This window comes from Kitasatospora sp. NPDC059599, assembly GCF_042735125.1.
Classification (GTDB): domain Bacteria; phylum Actinomycetota; class Actinomycetes; order Streptomycetales; family Streptomycetaceae; genus Kitasatospora.
Genome location: NZ_JBHWCL010000046.1, coordinates 1 through 17,616, shown reverse-complemented (window position 1 = coordinate 17,616; position 17,616 = coordinate 1). Strand labels below are relative to the sequence as shown.

Genomic DNA, 17,616 nt, shown 5'->3' with positions numbered 1-17,616 from the left:
TACGGCGAGCGGTGCCATCCGCCGATCGGCTACGTACTGCAACAGTCCTATCTCTCACCGTACGAGGACTGCACTTCCCCTCTTCCCACTGGTACCACCCATAACTACTCTGGGGATACACGTGTGCCGGTGGAGTCACCGGAGGGGAAGCCGGTGCCTTGCACACGGGTAAGGGTCGGGTGATGGTCATGAGTTCCGTGGAGCGTCCCCTGCAGGAAGTCGTCTTCCTGACCGTGGCGGAGGTCGCCGCGGTCATGCGGGTGTCCAAGATGACGGTGTACCGGCTGGTGCACAGCGGAGAACTGCCGGCCATCCGGGTCGGGCGGTCCTTCCGGGTGCCCCAGCAGGCGGTGCACGAGTACCTCAAGGAGTCCTACGTGCGGCTCGAGAGCGCGTAGGACAGGGCCGACGGGGCCCGGATCCGCAGCCGCGGGTCCGGCCCCGTTCGCCCCGGATTTCCCGCGAGTTTCCCGGTTGCGGGGAGCACGATTTACAGCCCCGGCCACACGGACGGTAGGCTAGGCCCTCACGTCAGTCGTATGGACTCCGTCTCTCACGGACGAGAGTCTCAGTGAGCGAGGGTTGTTCCGTGGGCTCTGTCATCAAGAAGCGTCGCAAGCGTATGGCCAAGAAGAAGCACCGCAAGCTTCTGAAGCGGACCCGCGTGCAGCGTCGCAACAAGAAGTAAGCGCCCCCGGCCGCGCCCCGCGCGCCCAGCGCTTCCACCGCCCGCCCGGGCCCTCGTGGCCCGGGCGGGCGGTGTCGTTTCACGGCTCGGTACGGGGTCGCGGTACCGTGCACGCAGGCCGCTCGGGTCGAGGGAATGGGGTGCAGCACCGTGGGCGTGGTCGTGCTCGTCACCGGCGTGGCACGCCATCTCGGTGCCCGCTTCGCCGCCGAGGTCCGCCGCCGTCCGGGCGTCGACCTGGTCGTCGGGGTGGACGTGCAGCCGCCCCGGGTGCCGCCCGAGGAGCCGGCCGGTCCGGCCGCGCCCTACCGCTTCCACCAGCTCGACCTGCGCCGCCCGGCGCTGTCCCGGGTGCTCGCCGAGCACCAGGTGGACACCGTCGTGCACCTCAGCGTCAGCGCCACCGGCCTGGGCTCCACCAACCGCTCCGCGGTGAAGGAGTCCAACGTCATCGGCACCATGCAACTGCTCGGCGCCTGCCAGAAGGCGCCCGCGGTGCGCCGGCTGGTGGTGAAGTCCACCACCGGCGTGTACGGCTCCGCGCCCCGCGACCCGGCGGTGTTCAGCGAGCGGATCCAGCCGAAGACCCCGCCCGGCGGCGGCTTCGCCAAGGACGCCTCGGAGGTCGAGGGCTACGTCCGCGGCTTCGCCCGGCGCCGCCCGGACGTCGCGGTGACGGTGCTGCGCTTCGCCAACATCGTCGGCCCGGCCGCCGACACCCCGCTCAGCGAGTACTTCGCGCTGCCCGTGCTGCCGACCGTCCTCGGCTACGACCCGCGGCTGCAGTTCGTCCACGAGGACGACGCCGTCGCCGTGCTCTGCCGGGCCGTCGGCGAGCCCGAGCCGGGCACCGTCAACACCGGCACCTTCAACGTGGCGGGGGAGGGCGTCCTGCTGCTCTCCCAGTGCGCCCGCAGGCTCGGCCGCCCCACCCTGCCGCTGCTGCTGCCCGCGGTCAGCTGGATGGCCGCCCTGGCCCGGCAGACCAGGCTGGTGGACGTCTCCCCGGAGCAGCTGCGACTGCTCACCCACGGCCGGGTGGTGGACACCACGCGGCTGCGCGAGACCTTCGGCTACCGCCCGGCGTTCACCACCCCCGAGGCCTTCGCCGACTTCGCGGCCGCCCGGGGCCCGGGCCTGCTGCCGCCCGAGCGGCTGGCCGCCGTCACCGACCGGCTGACCGCCCTGCTCGGCCCGGAGGGGGCGCGCCCCGCCGCCGCACCGGGCACCGTACCGAACCGCCCCCGCCGACCGAGGAGCTGAAACCCGCGATGAACGCCGCAGCCGAGAACGCGCCGGGCGAGGCCAAGGTCATCCCGATCGAGTCCGCCCCCAGCTGGACCGCGTCCGACGGACCCGGCCTGGCCGACCGGCTCGCCGGCGCCGTCGGCGGGGCGCTGTCCGGGCCGCTCGGCCCGACGGCCACCCGGCTGTTCGGCAAGGGCTGGGAGGGCCGCGCCGCCGAGGGCCTGGCCTTCCTGCGCCGTCGGGTCACCGGCGACTACGAGGTCGACGAGTTCGGCTTCGACCGGGAGCTCACGGAGGAGGTGCTGCTCTCGCTGCTGCGCCCGCTTGCCGAGAAGTACTTCCGGATCGAGGTCCAGGGCGTGGAGAACATCCCGGCCGAGGGCGGCGCGCTGATCGTCGCCAACCACTCCGGGACGATCCCGCTGGACGCGCTGATGACCCAGGTCGCCATCCACGACCACCACCCGGAGCGGCGGCACCTGCGGATGCTCGCCGCCGACCTGGTCTTCGTGCTGCCCGGGATCAACGAGCTGGCCCGCAAGGCCGGCCACACACTGGCCTGCAACGAGGACGCCCAGGCACTGCTGGAGCGCGGCGAGGTGGTCGGGGTCTGGCCGGAGGGCTTCAAGGGCATCGGCAAGCCCTTCTCCGAGCGCTACAAGCTCCAGCGCTTCGGCCGCGGCGGTTTCGTGGCCTCGGCGCTGCGGGCGCGGGTGCCGATCGTGCCGTGCTCGATCGTCGGGGCGGAGGAGACCTACCCGATGATCGGCAACGTCAAGACTCTGGCCCGGCTGCTGGGCCTGCCGTACGTGCCGATCACGCCGACCTTCCCCTGGCTGGGACCGCTCGGGATGCTGCCGCTGCCGACCAAGTGGACGATCCGCTTCGGTGAGCCGATCGCCACCGACGGCTACCCGGCGGAGGCGGCGGACGACCCGATGCTGGTCTTCGACCTGGCGGACGAGGTGCGCGAGACCATTCAGCACACGCTCTACCAACTGCTGGTGCAGCGCCGTTCGGTGTTCTTCTGAGCCCGGTGTCGTCCCGGGCCCGGTGTTGTCTCGGGCCCGGTGTTGTTCCGGCCCGTCGGGCGTGGGGCCTTCGTGGGCCCGCCGCTCCGGACGGGCCGGTGGAGAAGGCCCGGCGGATATCGCACTCCGCCGGGCCCTTCCCGTGCCCCGGCCGGCCGGTCAGCCGCCGAGGATCCTCAGCCCGGGCAGCAGGCCCGGGACCAGCGGGGGCACCTCGACGCCCTGCTGCCGGGCCGCGTCCGGGGCGCCCGGTGTGCCGGACGGTTGCGGTGCCTGCGGCGGGGCCGCGTCGGCACTGGGCGAGGGCTTGGCGCCGGTGAGCCCGCTGGTGAGGTCACCGACCAGCCCGTTCACCGCGTCCGGGGCACTGGTGGGCAGGGCGCTGGGCAGGCCCGCGCCCTTGCCGCTGCCGCCGGTCGCGCCGGCGCCGGGGTCGGCCGGGGCGTGGTCGGTGGCACCGGGGCGGTTGCCGCCGGTGGCGCCGCCGCCGGGGGCCTGCCCGCCGCCCTGGGGCGCACCGGAACCCGCGGCCGGGGCACCGGCCGGGGCGCCGCCGGTCGAGTCGGAGGAGCCGTCGCCCGCTCCGGGGCCGGCCGTGCCACCGCTCTTGGCGGGGGGCTGGGCCAGGCGCAGGGGCGCGACGTCCTCGCTTATGTCGTCGAACAGCTGGTTCACCAACGAGGCCTGCTGGGTGAGCTGGACGGGCAGCTTGCCCTGCAGCTCGGTCCAGCGGCCGTCCTCGTCGTGGGCGAAGCCCGCCAGCGCGCGCATCGGGTCGAGCGAGCCGTTGCTGCGGTAGACCGAGCGCAGCAGCTCGCGGCCCTTGAGGGCGTCGGCGTGCATGTCGTCCAGGGCGCGGCGGACCTGCTCGACGGTGGCCGGGCTGAGCCCGCCCGCCGGGCCGGTGCGGCCGACCAGGACCTTGGCCTCGCCGAGCCGCGTGGCGGCGTTGTCCAGCAGCAGTTCGCCGCGCTCGGAGTCGGAGCCCGCGAAGTCGAGTCGGAGCCCTTCGAGACCGCGCTTCAGCCCGTACAGCGTGTCCCCGGGAACGGCGCCGGTGCTCGCGGCGGCGGCACCGGCCAGGCTGCCGACGGCGAGCCCGGCGACGAGTCCGCCGATCGCGAACCGGCGGCTCCAGCGGCCGCGCGGGGCCGTCCGGATCGCCCGGTGGCGCCGCTGGCGCGGTACCGCGGCGCCCGGTCCGCCGGCGAGGGCCTGCTCGAACGCGGCCATCAGCTGGGCGCGTTGGACCGTCCGGACCTCTCGGTCCAGCACCGGTCCGGGCAGCGCTCCCAGCACGTCGGTCAGGCCGACCAGTTCGGCCATCGCGGCCGAACCGGAGCCGGTGCCTGCGGTGTTGGCCGATTCCGCGTCGGTTGCAGCGCGTTGCTCCGTCCGGTGGGCCTCCAGCGCCTCGGCGAAGGCCTTCGCCCGCCGGTGCTCCAGCACGTTTGCCGTCACGGGCCACACCTCCCTTCGTCGTTGTCGACACCCCGGCCTGCCGGACGGTTGCCCCGGCTGGCCAAAGCCACTCCATCGGGTGACAGGTCGCAATTCGGCTTGACCGTACGCCTGGTGGAGACTTGCACGTTGGCCAACGATCGGTACGGGCGGTCGGTTACGCACGGCTGATCATCGGATCGACCGTTCACTCTGACGTGTCGGTCGGGCGCGGACGGTGACGGCCGGCCGGGCGGCCGTCCGGCGGTGTCCCCCTCGGTCACGGCCGGCTCACCGCGCGTCGGGCGGGAGCAGCCGTGCCAGGGTGCGTACGGCGCGGTACTGGAGGGTCTTGATGGCGCCCTCGTTCTTGCCCATGATCCGGGCCGTCTCGGCGACCGAGAGCCCCTGCAGGAAGCGCAGCGTGACGCACTCCTGCTGCTGCGGGTTGAGCCGGCGCACCGCGTCCAGCAGGGCGGCGTTGGAGAGCGACTCCAGCACCGACTCCTCCGGGCTGCGCTCGCACTCGTTCGAGTCGAGCATCTCGCCGGTGGTGACCTCCAGTCGGAAGCGGCTGGACTTGAAGTGGTCGGCGACCAGGTTGCGCGCGATGGTGACCAGCCAGGCGCCGAAGTCCCGGCCCTGCCAGGTGAAGGTGCCGATCCGGCGCAGCGCGCGCAGGAACGTCTCGCTGGTGAGGTCCTCGGCCGTGGCCCGGCTGCCGACCCGGTAGTAGATGTAGCGGTAGACGGTGTCCGCGTAGTGGTCGTAGAGCCGGCCGAAGGCCTCGCTCTCGCCGGCCTGGGCCTGCTCGACCAGCTCCATGATCGGGTTGTGCTCGGTCTCGTAGCCGGTGCCGGCCGCGGTCCGGGTGCGGCCGCGCCCGGCGCCGGTGCTGCCGCTGCGGCCGCGCGACCCGGTGCCGGCCGAGCCGGCGGCGGTGGTGCGCAGCGCCAGGCCGGGGCCGGTCGGGTGGCCGAACGTTCCTCCGGCGGGAACGAGTTGGGGCGAGGCGGCGAGCTGGCTCCGGAGCAGGGTGCGCAGCAGGTCCAGGCCGGCGGAGATCTGCCGCTCGGTGGTGGCCCGGCCGCGGTGGCCGGTGCGCGGGCGCAGGGGCGCGGACGACGGGCGGGAGGGTGCAGGCGCGTCGTTCCGGACGGGTGGGTACACGGGACTCCCAGAGGCAGAACTGTGGACGGATCACCTCCGCCTGCGCGGAGAGCACTCCCCGAAGCGTCCGTTCGAGCGGGACGCGTGGAGACGTGCATCCAGGAGAGAATAACGCTTTGTGCAATGACAGCTACACCGTGTGGTCGAAGTGGTCGTTTGGGATCCATTTGTTGCGCATATTCGGCTGACACTGACCGGAGCTGTCATCGTTCATCCAGCTCAACGTGATCGAACAGGCGCCCAGGGTGACCAATTGGGCGGCGTGGCGGGTGGTTTCCCAGCCTTGGGGCTCGGCAACCCCTGACTTTCCCGGCCTGGCGAACGATCAGAACCGGTCACCGGCTGACAGGTTCGGTCAGGGGGTCCGGACCGTCCTGTCGGGAAAGGGAGTTCGCCCGTACGAGCGGCCAGGCCAGAGGCCTGATTGACACCAAGTCACCCGTGCGGCCCAGCCCGCCGGGTGACCCTGCGGGAGCACCCGAACGGGCCGGGGGGAGGGAGCGGGAGGGGGCGGAGCGAGGGAATCCGAAGGACCCCGGGGGCTTCGGGTGGGCTTCAGGCGCGCCGACGACGCCGGTGCAACGCCACCGCGGCCGCCGTCGCGCCGGCCGCCACCCCGAGCGCGGCCGCCGCCGGCAGCCCCACCCGGGCGGCCTTGCGCCCGGTGCGGAAGTCCCGGACGCGCCACCCCTGGGCCCGGGCGTGGCGGCGCAGCGCGCCGTCCGGGTTCACCACGTACGGGTGGCCGACCAGCGAGAGCATCGGGATGTCGTTGGCCGAGTCGCTGTACGCGGCGCAGCGGTCGAGGTCGAGGCGCTCGCGGCGGGCCAGCGCGCGCACGGCGGCGGCCTTGGCCGGGCCGTGCAGCAGGTCGCCGACCAGCCCGCCGGTGTAGAGGCCGTCCCGGGCCTCGGCGACGGTGCCGAGCGCGCCGGTCATGCCGAGTCGGCGGGCGATGATCCGGGCGACCTCCAGCGGGGCGGCGGTGACCAGCCAGACCCGCTGGCCGGCGTCCAGGTGCATCTGGACCAGGGCGCGGGTGCCGGGCCAGATCTTGTCGGCGACGACCTCCTCGAAGATCTGCTCGCAGATCTCCTCCAGGTCGGCGGTGCGCTTTCCGGCGACGATCCCGAGGGCGGTGTGTTTGGCGTCCGAGATGTGGTCCGGGTCCTCGGCGCCGTGCAGCCGGAACCAGGCCTGCTGCCAGGCGAAGCGGGCGATGTCGCGGCGGGTGAGGAAGCCGCGGCGGTACAGGCCGACGCCGAGGTAGAAGATCGCGGCGCCGCGCAGGATGGTGTTGTCGCAGTCGAAGAAGGCGGCGGCGCGGGGATCGTCCGGGTCCGGGGTGTGGTTCTCGGCGGGGGCCTTGGGGGCCTTCGCGGGCTTGGCCGTGGCGGGGGCGTCCCCGTCGGTGCCCCGGGCCCCGGCGGTCGGCGCGTCCGTCGCGGGGGCGTCCGGAGCGGGTGCGGGCTCGGCGCGCAGCGCGGCCTCGGCGGCCTCGGCGGCGGCCTCGCCGGCCAGGGCGCTCCGCTCGCCGGTGGAGCGTCTTGCCTGGGTGAGCCTTCGGAGCACGGCCATGGCATCGAGCATAGCCAGCCGGGCGCGGAGCGGCCGTGACGGTGCCGTGCCCGTGAGGTGAACAGCTCGACCGGCCGCCCCGGGGGCGGGCGGCCGGGTGGCGCAGAATGGGGCGGTGAGCCCATTGCTGCGACGTAAGAGCCCCCGGCCCGCGGACCGGACCGTGACCCTGGTCGGCAAGCCCGGCTGCCACCTCTGCGACGAGGCCCGCGAGGTGATCGTCCGGGTGGCGGGCGAGCTGGGCGCGTCCTTCGAGGAGAAGGACATCACCCAGGACGAGGAGCTGTACCGCCGCTACTGGGAGCAGATCCCGGTCACGCTGATCGACGGCCGTCAGCACGACTTCTGGCGGGTCGACGAGCGTCGGCTGCGCGCGGCCCTGGGCGGCTGACCGGCCGTCCGCGCGGGGGCGCCGCCCCCGTCGATCGGCGGGGGCGCTTCGCCGAATCGTTGCCAAAGACACTCCGTTTCGGCTTGGGACGGGGCCGGTTGGTCGGCTTACGATCGAACGCGTTTGCGCCCGAGGGGGGCTGAGCACACGAGGAGTGCCGCCATGCTTCCCGGCCCGACCCCTGGGACGCCCGAAGCCCCGTCCGGGGCCCCGGGCTTCGCCGTGGTGGACGTGGAGGCGACCGGCCGCAGCCCGTGGCGGCACCGGGTGGTCGAGGTCGCGGTGGTGCTGCTCGACGAGCGGCTGCGCCCCGAGGGCGAGTTCGCCACCCTGCTGGACCCGCTGGGCCCGGTCGGCCCGACCCACGTGCACCGGATACGCCAGTGCGACGTCGAGGGCGCCCCGCGCTTCCGCGAGGTCGCCCCGCGGCTGCTGGAGCTGCTGGCCGGCCGGGTGCTGGTCGGCCACCACGTCAGCTGCGACCACGCGTTCCTGGACCGTGAGTTCGCCCGGATCGGGGTGGCGCTGCCGTCCGGCCCACTGCTGTGCACGATGGGGCTGGCCCGCGTCCACCTGCCGGAGGCCCCCAGTCACGGCCTGGCGGCCTGCGCGGAGGCGGCGGGCCTGGGCTGGTACCCGGCGCACACCGCGCTGGGCGACGCCCGCGTGACGGCCGACCTGCTGCGGCACTGCCTGGGCGACCCGTCCTGCCCGCCGGACGACTGGGCGGGCCCGCTGCGCGAGGCGGCCCGGGTGCCCTGGCCCCGGCTGGGCCGGGCCCGCTCCCGCCCGTCCGGCGCGGCCGTCCCGCTGCTGCGCCGGGAGGCCCCGTACGGCCCCTGGCTGCCCGGTTCCCAGGCCCCGGAGGTCGTGCTGACACGGGCCGGTGCTATGGGTTCGACGGCGTGATGCGCATCACTGTGCGGGGACAAATCGGACACCATCTTTGTGCACACGTTCACAAACGCATAGCCTGGCTGCCAAAGCCCAGCTTCACCCACAGGAGCACCGTGGCAATCGGCCGATCACCACAGAGCAGTTCGCAGACGCCCGACCAGGGCGCCGCGCGCCGACCCTCGCGTGCCCGGGGCATCCCGGAGGCGACCGTCGCCCGCCTGCCCCTCTACCTGCGGGCCCTCACCGCGCTCTCCGAGCGCTCGGTGCCGACCGTCTCCTCCGAGGAGCTGGCCGCCGCCGCGGGCGTGAACTCGGCCAAGCTCCGCAAGGACTTCTCCTACCTCGGTTCCTACGGCACCCGCGGCGTCGGCTACGACGTCGAGTACCTCGTCTACCAGATCTCCCGCGAGCTCGGCCTGACCCAGGACTGGCCGGTCGTCATCGTCGGCATCGGGAACCTCGGCCACGCCCTCGCCAACTACGGCGGCTTCGCCTCCCGCGGTTTCCGGGTCGCGGCCCTGCTCGACGCCGACCCGAACGTGGTCGGCAGCAGCGCGGCCGGCCTGCCCGTGCGCCACATGGACGAGCTGGAGTCGATCGTGGAGAGCCAGCACGTCTCCATCGGTGTGATCACCACCCCGCCCGGTGCCGCCCAGCAGGTCTGCGACCGGCTGGTCGAGGCGGGCGTCACCAGCATCCTGAACTTCGCCCCGACCGTGCTGACCGTCCCGGACGGCGTGGACGTGCGCAAGGTGGACCTCTCCATCGAGCTGCAGATCCTCGCCTTCCACGAGCAGCGCAAGGCCGGGGAGGAGCCGGACGACCGCGCCGAGTCGGTGCTCGACCGCGCCCCCGGCCCGGTCCGCGCCGCCGCCGCCAAGCTGCGCCGCGCGGCCGGCGGCAGCGGCAAGGGCCGCGGCACCGCCGAGCCGGTCGCCAAGGACCCGGCCGAGCCGGCCAAGGGAAAGTCCGCCAAGGGCGGCGACGGGGATCTCTCCGCGGTGATGCCCGCATGAACACCGAGAGCTGTGAGGGGCGGGCATGAGCCTTCTCGTCGTAGGGCTGAGCCATCGCACGGCCCCGGTCGGGGTACTGGAACGCGCCGCGCTGACCGGTGACGTGCCGACCCGGCTGCTGCACGACGCGGCCGCCACCGCGACCGTCGGCGAGGCCGCGCTGGTCAACACCTGCAACCGGATCGAGCTGTACGCGGACGTGGACAAGTTCCACGCCGGCGTCGCCGAGCTGTCGCTGCTGCTCGCCCACCACAGCGGGGTGGACCTGGAGGAGCTGACCTCCCACCTGTACGTCCACTACGAGGACCGTGCCGTCCACCACCTCTTCTCGGTGGCCTGCGGCCTGGACTCGATGGTGGTCGGCGAGGGCCAGATCCTCGGCCAGCTGCGCGACGCGCTGGCCAAGGCCCAGGAGGAGCACACCGCCGGGCGCGGCCTGAACGAGCTGTTCCAGCAGGCCCTGCGGGTCGGCAAGCGGGCGCACAGCGAGACCGGCATCGACAAGGCCGGCCAGTCGCTGGTCACCTTCGGCCTGGAGCAGGTCGCCGCGGGCGCGGGCGAGATCGCCGGCAAGCGCGCGCTGGTGGTCGGCGCCGGCTCGATGAGCTCGCTGGCCGCCGCCACCCTGGTCCGCTCCGGCGTGACCGACCTGCTGATCGCCAACCGGACGCCGGCCCGCGCCGAGCGGCTGGTCGAGATCCTCGGCCCGGACGTGGCCCGCACCCTGGACCTCGCCAAGGTGCCGGAGGCGCTGGCCGACGTGGACCTGGTGATCTCCTGCACCGGCGCGGCCGGCGTGGTGATCAGGGCCGCGGACGTGGCCGCCGCGGTCGCCCTCCGCACGGCCCCCGAACCGCTCGCCCTGCTCGACCTGGCCATGCCGCGCGACGTCGACCACGCCGTGCACGAGCTGGCCGGTGCCCTGCTGGTCGACCTGGAGAGCCTCTCCCACGCGCACGCCGCCACCCCCGGCGCCGGCGACGTCGACGAGGTCACCCGGATCGTCGCCGACGAGGTGACCGCCTTCGGTGCCGCCCAGCGCGCCGCCCGGATCGCCCCGACCGTGGTCGCGCTGCGCTCGATGGCCTCCGACGTGGTCGCCGCCGAGCTGGGCCGGCTGGAGTCCCGGCTGCCCGACCTGGACGAGCGCTCCCGCGCCGAGATCGGCCAGACCGTCCGCCGCGTCGTCGACAAGCTGCTGCACGCCCCGACCGTCCGGGTGAAGCAGCTGGCCGCCGAGCCCGGCGGCGCCTCCTACGCGGACGCCCTGCGCGAACTCTTCGACCTCGACCCGGCAGCCGTGCACGCCGTGTCCGGAACGCCCGTCGGCGGCGCGCCCCAGCCCTCCGCCGGGGGCACCAGATGAACCGTCAGCCATCCCACGAGTACCACCGGGACGATCACCTCATGAATGGTCAACCGATCACGGAGCAGCCCTCGGCCGCCGCGCCCCTGCGGCTCGGCACCCGGCGCAGCGCCCTTGCCATGGCCCAGTCGGGCATGGTGGCCCGCGAGGTGACCAGGGTCACCGGGCGCGCCGTCGAGCTGGTCGAGATCACCACCTACGGCGACACCTCCCGGGAGGCGCTGGCACAGATCGGCGGCACCGGCGTGTTCGTGTCCGCGCTGCGGGACGCGCTGCTGGAGGGCCGGATCGACTTCGCCGTGCACTCGCTCAAGGACCTGCCCACCGCCGCCCCCGAGGGCCTGGTGCTGGCCGCCGTCCCCGAGCGCGAGGACGTCCGGGACGCCCTCGTCGCGGCCGAGGGCCTGAACCTGGACGAGCTGGTGGAGAAGCTCGCCGGGGCCGGCCGCACGGCCCGGATCGGCACCGGCTCGCCCCGTCGGATGGCGCAGCTGAACGCCTGGGCCACCGCCCGCGGCGCCCAGCTGGAGACCGTCGCGATACGCGGCAACGTGGACACCCGGATCGGCTTCGTGACCGGCGGCGAGCTGGACGCGGTGGTGCTGGCCACGGCCGGCCTGAACCGGCTCGGCCGCGGCGCCGAGATCTCGCAGCACCTCGACCCCGAGCTGATGATCCCGGCCCCCGGCCAGGGTGCGCTCGCGATCGAGTGCACCACCGCGAACACCGAACTCACCGCCGCGCTCGCGGCCCTGGACCACGCCCCCACCCGGGTCGCCGTGGCCGCCGAGCGCGCCCTGCTGGCCACCCTGGAGGCCGGTTGCTCGGCGCCGGTGGCCGCGCTGGCCACCTGGGGCCGGCAGAACGAACTGCGGCTGGACGGCGTGGTCGGCGACCCCGACGGCTCCGCCCTGCTGAAGATGTCCGCCAACGGTCCGATCGTCCTCGACGAGTCCGCCGAGCAGCAGGCGGCGGCCCTCGGCCGCGCGCTGGCTGACCGGCTGCTCGCCGGGGGCGCGGCCGCCCTGATGGGGGAGCGAGCCCGATGAGCCCCACCGCCGCCACCGACGCCCTGTTCCCCGCAGGGCAGCCCGCCACCGGACGGTGCACATTCCTGGGCGCGGGCCCCGGGGACCCGGGCCTGCTGACCCTGCGCGCGGTCGAGGTGCTGTCCACGGCCGACGTCCTGGTCGCCGACCCGCTGACCGCCGCCGCCGTGCGCAGCCACTGTCCGTCCGCGGTGCAGGTGCACAGCCCGGTCGCCGAGGGCACCGACTTCGACCTGGCCAAGCTGGTCTCCGAAGCCGTCCGCTCCGGCAAGCACGTGGTCCGCACCGTCGACGGCGACCCGGGCCTGGACGGCTGCGCCGCCGAGGAGATGCTCAGCTGCGCGGGCGACGGGATCCCCTTCGAGGTGATCCCGGGCGTCGCCCAGTCGGTCGGCGTCCCGGCGTACGCGGGCGTCCCGCTGCGCGCCGGCGCCGGCACCGACGTGCGGTTCGTGGACGGCGCCCAGCTGCTGTCCGGCGGCCCGGTGGACCTGGGCGCGCCGGAGACCACCCTGGTCGTCCGCACCACCCTGGGCCAGCTGCCGGCCACCGCCAACGCGCTGGTCTCCAACGGCCGCAAGCCGGAGTCCGCGCTCAGCGCGACGCTCTCCGGCACCACCACCCGCCAGCGGACCTTCACCTCCACGCTGTCCGGGATCGCGGCCGACCTCAAGGCCGCCCGGGTGCTGCCCTCGCCGGTCTCGGCCCCGGTCGACCCGGCGACCTCGGTGATAGCCGTGGTGGGCGAGCAGGTCGCCCACCGGGCCTCGCACTCGTGGTTCGAGACCAAGCCGCTGTTCGGCTGGAACGTCCTCGTGCCGCGCACCAAGGAGCAGGCCACCGGCCTGTCCGAGCAGCTGCGCTCGTACGGCGCGGTGCCGCAGGAGGTGCCGACCATCGCGGTCGAGCCGCCGCGCACCCCGCAGCAGATGGAGCGGGCCATCAAGGGCCTGGTCACCGGCCGCTACGAGTGGATCGCCTTCACCTCGGTGAACGCGGTGCGCGCCGTCCGGGAGAAGTTCGAGGAGTACGGCCTGGACGCCCGCGCGTTCGCCGGGATCAAGGTCGCGGCGGTCGGCGAGACCACCGCGCAGGCCCTGGTGGACTTCGGCGTCAAGCCCGACCTGGTGCCCTCCGGCGAGCAGTCCGCCGCCGGTCTGCTGGAGGACTGGCCGCCGTACGACCCGGTCTTCGACCCGATCGACCGGGTGCTGCTGCCGCGCGCCGACATCGCCACCGAGACCCTGGTGGCCGGCCTGGTCGAGCTCGGCTGGGAGGTCGACGACGTGACGGCGTACCGGACGGTGCGCGCCTCGCCGCCGCCGGCCGAGACCCGCGAGGCGATCAAGGGCGGTGGCTTCGACGCGGTGCTGTTCACCTCGTCCTCGACCGTCCGGAACCTGGTCGGCATCGCCGGCAAGCCGCACAACGTCACGGTCATCGCCTGCATCGGCCCGGCGACCGCCAAGACCGCCGAGGAGCACGGCCTGCGGGTCGACGTGATGGCCCCGGCGCCGTCGGCGACCGCGCTGGCCCAGGCGCTGGCAGACTTCGGGGCCAAGCGCCGCGACACCGCGACGGCCGCCGGCGAGCCGGTGTACCGGCCCAGCGAGCGTCGTCCGGGTTCGCGCCGCAAGGCCCGCTGAGGGCCCGCCCCAACCCCCGGCCGGGGGTGGCGAGTCGCCGCCCCCGGCACTGCACAACCGTTCGGAGAGAGAAGCCGTGTCCGCTGAATTCCCGTACGTACGCCCCCGTCGGCTGCGCCAGAGCCCGGCGATGCGCCGTCTGGTGGCCGAGACCAGGCTGCACCCGGCCGAGCTGATCCTGCCGCTGTTCGTCCGCGAGGGCGTCAGCGAGCCGGTCCCGGTCAGCTCGATGCCGGGCGTGGTCCAGCACAGCCGGGACACCCTGCGCAAGGCCGTCGTGGAGGCGGCCGAGGCGGGCCTGGGCGGCGTCATGCTGTTCGGCGTCCCGGAGGTGCAGGACGCCACCGGCAGCGAGGGCACCAACCCGGACGGCATCCTGCAGCAGGCGATCCGGGACGTGGTCTCCGAGGTCGGCGACTCCCTGGTGGTCATGTCGGACCTCTGCCTGGACGAGTACACCGACCACGGCCACTGCGGCGTGCTGGCCGCCGACGGCAGCGTGGACAACGACGCCACCCTGGAGCGCTACGCCGAGATGGCCCGGGTGCAGGCCGACGCCGGCGTCCACCTGGTCGGCCCCTCCGGCATGATGGACGGCCAGATCGGCGTCGTGCGGCGGGCGCTGGACGAGGCCGGGCACCAGGACGTGGGCATCCTCGCCTACACCGCCAAGTACGCCTCGGCCTTCTTCGGCCCGTTCCGCGAGGCCGTCGGCTCCTCGCTCAGGGGCGACCGCAAGAGCTACCAGCAGGACCCGGCGAACGCCCGCGAGGCGCTGCGCGAGCTGGAGCAGGACCTCGCCGAGGGCGCCGACCTGGTGATGGTCAAGCCGGCCATGGCCTACCTGGACATCCTGCGCCAGGTCGCCGACGCCTCCCCGGTGCCGGTCGCCGCGTACCAGGTGTCCGGCGAGTACGCGATGGTCGAGGCGGCCGCCGCGAACGGCTGGATCGACCGGGAGCGGATGATCATGGAGACGCTCACCTCGATCCGCCGGGCCGGCGCCGGGCAGATCCTCACCTACTGGGCCGTCGAGGCCGCCGCGGCGCTCGAACGGCGGTAGGACCCGCCCCGCGGCGGACCCGCACAGCGGAAGGCCGGGCCGCTCCCCACGGGGAGCGGCCCGGCCTTCGTGCTGCTACATCCAGCCCTTGATGTGGGCGAAGCCCGCGCCGCCGCCGATGATGTCGGTGGAGGTGACGGCGATGCCACCGAAGCCGCCGGCGGCGGTGTCGGTGGTGTGGGCGACGCCGAAGCCCCCGGCTGCCAGGAACGGCTGGTCGGCGCTGGCGGCGAACTCGCCGCCACCGGCCAGACCGACGTGGGCGAAGGCCGGGGTGGCGGCACCCGCGAGCGCCAGTGCGGCGGTGGCGGTCAGCGCGGCCTTGGCCAGCATGCTCTTCATGGTTCTGCCCTCTCTCTGGGAGCGCCCCCGCGGGCGCTCTGACACGTGTTCACATCAGGCCGTCCGGCCGGGCGCCCCACGCGCCGGACCGGACGGCCGGTCACCCGGACGGTCCGCGTCGCCGCGGCCGGCCGGACACCTCGTCCGTCAAGCCCGGAGGGCCCGGGGAGACCTTCCTCCCCGGGCCCTCCGTCCGTGCCGTGCCCCGTGATCAGCCGATCAGGTGCGAAACGCCCGCGTCGCCCGAGGACTGGGTGTTCTGGCCGACGTTGCAGATCTGCTTCGGGGTGCTGTTCAGGACCGGAACCTCGACCGGAACCGCGACGCCGATGACGGCGACGGCGATGTTGTGGACCTCCGGCAGGCAGATGTTCGCGTTGTCCAGGGTGTGGAAGTTCGGGCTGCCGTTGCCGTGGGTGCCGGTCTGGTTGGTGCCGCCGTTGCCCTGGACGGAGGTGGCGGCGCCGTCCGAGTCGACGATGGCGGAGGCCGAGCCGGCGGACATCGCGATGGCGGCGGCGGCCAGGCCGGCGGCGGCGAGGGACTTCTTGATCATTTCCGGTTTTCCTCTCGGGGGTGAATCGGGGAGCGATTCGGGGGTGGATCAGAGGGGGTGGGGCAGGGGGAGCTGAACGGAGCGTCAGCCGATCAGGTGGGACACGCCCGCGTCGCCGTGGCTCTGCGTGCCCTGGCCCTGGGTGCAGTACTGCTTGCCGCCGCTGTTGGCGATCGGGACCTCGACCGGGACGGCCACGCCGAGCACGCCGACGGCGATGTTGTGGATCTCGGGGAGGCAGACGTTCGCGTTGTCCAGGAAGTGGAAGTTCGGGCTGTTGTTCCCGACCGTGCCGGTGAAGTTGGTGCCGCCGTTGCCCTCGATGGAGGCGGCGGCACCGTCCGCGTCACCGATGGCCGAGGCGGGCGCGGCGGCGGCGGCCAGCGCGGCGACGGCCAGGCCGGCGGCGGCGAAGGACTTCTGGATCATGGGGAGATCCCTCTCTGAAATGCTCTTGGATTCCTTGCGTACAACGCGTAGAACGCTCAGACCCGGTCTGCAGTCACTGACGTCCAGATCAAAGAATGACGGCACGGAAGGTTACGGGCATTTTTTAAAAGAGTCCGGGAGGCGCGACGCAGGATGGTTTCCGGTCGGATTATTAGGCCGAACCGGTTAACCGGCGCAATCCGTGCTCCCGTTCGCTCGTTGAGGCAGATTGCTTTCCGGCTGCGCCCGCGCAGCCCTTCCTCAGTGGTCCCCCAGTACGGACAGCAGAACGGTGAAAAGCATGAAGTTCTCCAAGCGGGCCGGCGCGATGCTTCTGGCGGTCGGCGCGGGCGTGCTCGCCTCCCCGGGGGCGGCCTCCGCCGCCCCGGTCGGACCCGACCAGGTCGGAGCCCTGGAGGACGCGCTGGCCACCCGGCAGGTCCCGGCGGAGGTGCCGCTCACCCCGCTGGGCAGCCGGCTCTCGGCCGGCATCCCGACCTCCCTGCTCATGCCGCCGGTGCCGGGCCGCACCACCAGCACCAGCACCGAGCTGGTCCCGGAGCGGATCGTCCCGCAGCTGAGCACCGGCAAGGTCGGTCCGAGCGCCAAGGCCGAGCTGCCGCTCCCGCTGCTCGACCAGGGCGCCGACCTCGGCCGGGTGCTGCTGGACGCGCCGGCCCCGCCGCTGCACGCCGACACCCCCGGGGTCAGCCTCGGCAAGCCGCTCTCGCTCGCCGAGGACGGCGCCGGTCAGCTCGCCGGCGGCCGGCTCAAGGTGGGCGAGGTCGACCCGCGCCTGCTCACCGGCGCCGTGCAGGCCGTCCCCGGAGCCAGCGCCAGCCTCGGCGGCGACGACCACCGGCTCTCGGTCACCGACGAGGTGAGCGACCTGACCACGACCACCGCCGCGACCGCCACCGAGGTGGTCGGGCAGACCGGACTGGCCGACCCCGCGGCCACCACCGCCACCGCCACCGGCGTCGTCCGGCAGACCGGACTGACCGACCTGACCCGGCTCTGATCCCGGATCCCGCGCCGGCCCGGTCCGCCCCGGCGACGCCCCGCACGGCAGGAGCCCGGCACCCCGCTCGTCGCGCGGGTGCCGGGCTCCGGTGCGTCCGGACGGCTCGGCCGGGCAGGACACCGGCCGGCCGGGGAGGACGTCGCTCAGCCGGGCAGGACGCCGGTCAGCCCGCCGACCAGCGGGAGGTCCTTGACGCCGCCGCCCGCGCTCAGCGGGCCGGTCAGCGTGCCGGTGCCGACCGGGGCGAGGCCCTGGTCCGGCTGGACGGTCGCGCCGTTGTTGAGCACGTCGGCGGAGGAGTTCGCCCACGGGTCCAGGCGCAGGCTCTTGATCGGCGCGATGCCGTAGCCGAGCCCGGAGGTCGTCCCGTTCAGGGCCTGGCCGACGTCCGTCCTGGCCAACGTGGCCGGCCCGGCCGGGGCCTGACCGGCCGGGGCGGTGGCGGCCTGCGCCGTACCGGCGCCGAGCAGGACCGCGGCGCCGACGGCGGCGGCCACACCGGCTCCGCTCTTCTTCGAAACCATGCGGATCACCCTTCGGTGGATCGGGGGTCCCGGACGGCCCTCCGGGGATGCCGAACTGCCCCCCGGCCGACTGGTCGGGGGGCAGGACGGCCGGATCACGTGCCGATCGGGGATCAGCAGTCCGCCGCCGCCGGCGGCGGGGGCAGCTCGACGTTGGC

The 17,616-nt window shown here is 74.1% G+C and carries 19 protein-coding genes; 12 read left to right on the top strand and 7 right to left on the bottom strand.

What is annotated here, in order from left to right; all coding sequences use genetic code 11:
* Positions 1-188 precede the first annotated feature (188 nt).
* The 4 genes from ACFV04_RS18130 (at position 189) to ACFV04_RS18115 (ending at position 2,967) form a co-directional block, all read left to right on the top strand.
* Positions 189-398 carry a helix-turn-helix domain-containing protein gene (locus tag ACFV04_RS18130; RefSeq protein WP_045699258.1) on the top strand — a complete coding sequence of 70 codons (210 nt, stop codon included), beginning with the start codon at positions 189-191 and terminating at the stop codon, positions 396-398.
* Between the two features lie 191 nt (positions 399-589).
* Positions 590-688: a 30S ribosomal protein bS22 gene (locus ACFV04_RS18125; protein ID WP_003948845.1), complete on the top strand. Its 99-nt coding sequence runs from the start codon at positions 590-592 to the stop codon at positions 686-688.
* A 150-nt stretch (positions 689-838) separates the two neighbouring features.
* On the top strand, positions 839-1,951 hold the full coding sequence (locus ACFV04_RS18120) for an NAD-dependent epimerase/dehydratase family protein (protein WP_360253120.1): 1,113 nt from the start codon (positions 839-841) through the stop codon (positions 1,949-1,951).
* Between the two features lie 8 nt (positions 1,952-1,959).
* On the top strand, positions 1,960-2,967 hold the full coding sequence (locus tag ACFV04_RS18115) for a lysophospholipid acyltransferase family protein (protein WP_360252903.1): 1,008 nt from the start codon (positions 1,960-1,962) through the stop codon (positions 2,965-2,967).
* A 159-nt stretch (positions 2,968-3,126) separates the two neighbouring features.
* Here the strand turns inward: ACFV04_RS18115 and ACFV04_RS18110 are convergent, their stop codons facing one another.
* The 3 genes from ACFV04_RS18110 to ACFV04_RS18100 all read right to left on the bottom strand — a co-directional run bounded on the left by ACFV04_RS18110 (position 3,127) and on the right by ACFV04_RS18100 (position 7,155).
* A complete protein-coding gene (locus ACFV04_RS18110) occupies positions 3,127-4,428 on the bottom strand; it encodes a DUF5667 domain-containing protein (protein WP_380530045.1) in 1,302 nt (433 codons plus the stop codon).
* Positions 4,429-4,698: 270 nt separating this feature from the next.
* Positions 4,699-5,520 carry an ECF subfamily RNA polymerase sigma factor, BldN family gene (locus ACFV04_RS18105; protein ID WP_380340923.1) on the bottom strand — a complete coding sequence of 274 codons (822 nt, stop codon included), beginning with the start codon at positions 5,518-5,520 and terminating at the stop codon, positions 4,699-4,701.
* Between the two features lie 612 nt (positions 5,521-6,132).
* Positions 6,133-7,155: an HAD family hydrolase gene (locus ACFV04_RS18100; protein WP_380530043.1), complete on the bottom strand. Its 1,023-nt coding sequence runs from the start codon at positions 7,153-7,155 to the stop codon at positions 6,133-6,135.
* A gap of 115 nt (positions 7,156-7,270) precedes the next feature.
* Here ACFV04_RS18100 and ACFV04_RS18095 point away from each other — a divergent pair, with 115 nt between their 5' ends.
* The 7 genes from ACFV04_RS18095 (at position 7,271) to hemB (ending at position 14,583) form a co-directional block, all read left to right on the top strand.
* The gene (locus ACFV04_RS18095; RefSeq protein ID WP_360252912.1) at positions 7,271-7,546 is read left to right on the top strand and encodes a glutaredoxin family protein; all 276 of its coding nucleotides are present in this window, start codon (positions 7,271-7,273) and stop codon (positions 7,544-7,546) included.
* 162 nt (positions 7,547-7,708) lie between these two features.
* Complete coding sequence (locus ACFV04_RS18090) at positions 7,709-8,455, top strand: exonuclease domain-containing protein (RefSeq protein WP_380340852.1); 747 nt, start codon at positions 7,709-7,711, stop codon at positions 8,453-8,455.
* A 107-nt stretch (positions 8,456-8,562) separates the two neighbouring features.
* A complete protein-coding gene (locus ACFV04_RS18085) occupies positions 8,563-9,459 on the top strand; it encodes a redox-sensing transcriptional repressor Rex (RefSeq protein ID WP_360253124.1) in 897 nt (298 codons plus the stop codon).
* Between the two features lie 25 nt (positions 9,460-9,484).
* On the top strand, positions 9,485-10,825 hold the full coding sequence (locus tag ACFV04_RS18080) for a glutamyl-tRNA reductase (RefSeq protein WP_360252918.1): 1,341 nt from the start codon (positions 9,485-9,487) through the stop codon (positions 10,823-10,825).
* A 41-nt stretch (positions 10,826-10,866) separates the two neighbouring features.
* Entirely contained in the window at positions 10,867-11,874 is a 1,008-nt protein-coding gene (hemC, locus tag ACFV04_RS18075) for a hydroxymethylbilane synthase (RefSeq protein WP_360252921.1), read from the top strand.
* Positions 11,871-13,520, top strand: coding sequence for a uroporphyrinogen-III synthase (locus ACFV04_RS18070; RefSeq protein ID WP_380340857.1), 1,650 nt, complete (start codon positions 11,871-11,873; stop codon positions 13,518-13,520). Before hemC ends, ACFV04_RS18070 begins: the two co-directional genes overlap by 4 nt.
* 76 nt (positions 13,521-13,596) lie before the next feature.
* Positions 13,597-14,583 carry a porphobilinogen synthase gene (hemB, locus tag ACFV04_RS18065; protein ID WP_380340860.1) on the top strand — a complete coding sequence of 329 codons (987 nt, stop codon included), beginning with the start codon at positions 13,597-13,599 and terminating at the stop codon, positions 14,581-14,583.
* A 75-nt stretch (positions 14,584-14,658) separates the two neighbouring features.
* Here the strand turns inward: hemB and ACFV04_RS18060 are convergent, their stop codons facing one another.
* The 3 genes from ACFV04_RS18060 to ACFV04_RS18050 form a co-directional block, all read right to left on the bottom strand.
* Positions 14,659-14,925 (bottom strand): hypothetical protein, encoded by a 267-nt coding sequence (locus ACFV04_RS18060; protein WP_380530041.1) that lies wholly within the window; start codon positions 14,923-14,925, stop codon positions 14,659-14,661.
* A 211-nt stretch (positions 14,926-15,136) separates the two neighbouring features.
* The gene (locus ACFV04_RS18055) at positions 15,137-15,481 is read right to left on the bottom strand and encodes a rodlet layer protein (RefSeq protein WP_121174808.1); all 345 of its coding nucleotides are present in this window, start codon (positions 15,479-15,481) and stop codon (positions 15,137-15,139) included.
* Positions 15,482-15,565: 84 nt separating this feature from the next.
* Positions 15,566-15,910 carry a hypothetical protein gene (locus ACFV04_RS18050; RefSeq protein ID WP_030232098.1) on the bottom strand — a complete coding sequence of 115 codons (345 nt, stop codon included), beginning with the start codon at positions 15,908-15,910 and terminating at the stop codon, positions 15,566-15,568.
* A gap of 301 nt (positions 15,911-16,211) precedes the next feature.
* On the opposite strand from ACFV04_RS18050, the gene ACFV04_RS18045 reads away from it, so the two are divergent.
* Positions 16,212-16,931, top strand: coding sequence for a hypothetical protein (locus tag ACFV04_RS18045; RefSeq protein ID WP_380340868.1), 720 nt, complete (start codon positions 16,212-16,214; stop codon positions 16,929-16,931).
* 146 nt (positions 16,932-17,077) lie between these two features.
* Here ACFV04_RS18045 and ACFV04_RS18040 read toward each other — a convergent pair whose 3' ends face one another.
* Entirely contained in the window at positions 17,078-17,458 is a 381-nt protein-coding gene (locus tag ACFV04_RS18040; protein ID WP_380340871.1) for a hypothetical protein, read from the bottom strand.
* Between the last annotated feature and the right edge of the window lie 158 nt (positions 17,459-17,616).

Bases quoted from the DNA above. Each gene is read 5' to 3' on its own strand.
- ACFV04_RS18130 (WP_045699258.1), top strand. From the start codon at position 189: ATGAGTTCCGTGGAGCGTCCCCTGCAGGAAGTCGTCTTCCTGACCGTG.
- ACFV04_RS18115 (WP_360252903.1), top strand. From the start codon at position 1,960: ATGAACGCCGCAGCCGAGAACGCGCCGGGCGAGGCCAAGGTCATCCCG.
- ACFV04_RS18100 (WP_380530043.1), bottom strand. From the start codon at position 7,155: ATGGCCGTGCTCCGAAGGCTCACCCAGGCAAGACGCTCCACCGGCGAG.
- ACFV04_RS18090 (WP_380340852.1), top strand. From the start codon at position 7,709: ATGCTTCCCGGCCCGACCCCTGGGACGCCCGAAGCCCCGTCCGGGGCC.
- ACFV04_RS18080 (WP_360252918.1), top strand. From the start codon at position 9,485: ATGAGCCTTCTCGTCGTAGGGCTGAGCCATCGCACGGCCCCGGTCGGG.
- hemC (WP_360252921.1), top strand. From the start codon at position 10,867: ATGAATGGTCAACCGATCACGGAGCAGCCCTCGGCCGCCGCGCCCCTG.
- ACFV04_RS18070 (WP_380340857.1), top strand. From the start codon at position 11,871: ATGAGCCCCACCGCCGCCACCGACGCCCTGTTCCCCGCAGGGCAGCCC.
- ACFV04_RS18060 (WP_380530041.1), bottom strand. From the start codon at position 14,925: ATGAAGAGCATGCTGGCCAAGGCCGCGCTGACCGCCACCGCCGCACTG.
- ACFV04_RS18055 (WP_121174808.1), bottom strand. From the start codon at position 15,481: ATGATCAAGAAGTCCCTCGCCGCCGCCGGCCTGGCCGCCGCCGCCATC.
- ACFV04_RS18050 (WP_030232098.1), bottom strand. From the start codon at position 15,910: ATGATCCAGAAGTCCTTCGCCGCCGCCGGCCTGGCCGTCGCCGCGCTG.
- ACFV04_RS18045 (WP_380340868.1), top strand. From the start codon at position 16,212: ATGAAGTTCTCCAAGCGGGCCGGCGCGATGCTTCTGGCGGTCGGCGCG.
- ACFV04_RS18040 (WP_380340871.1), bottom strand. From the start codon at position 17,458: ATGGTTTCGAAGAAGAGCGGAGCCGGTGTGGCCGCCGCCGTCGGCGCC.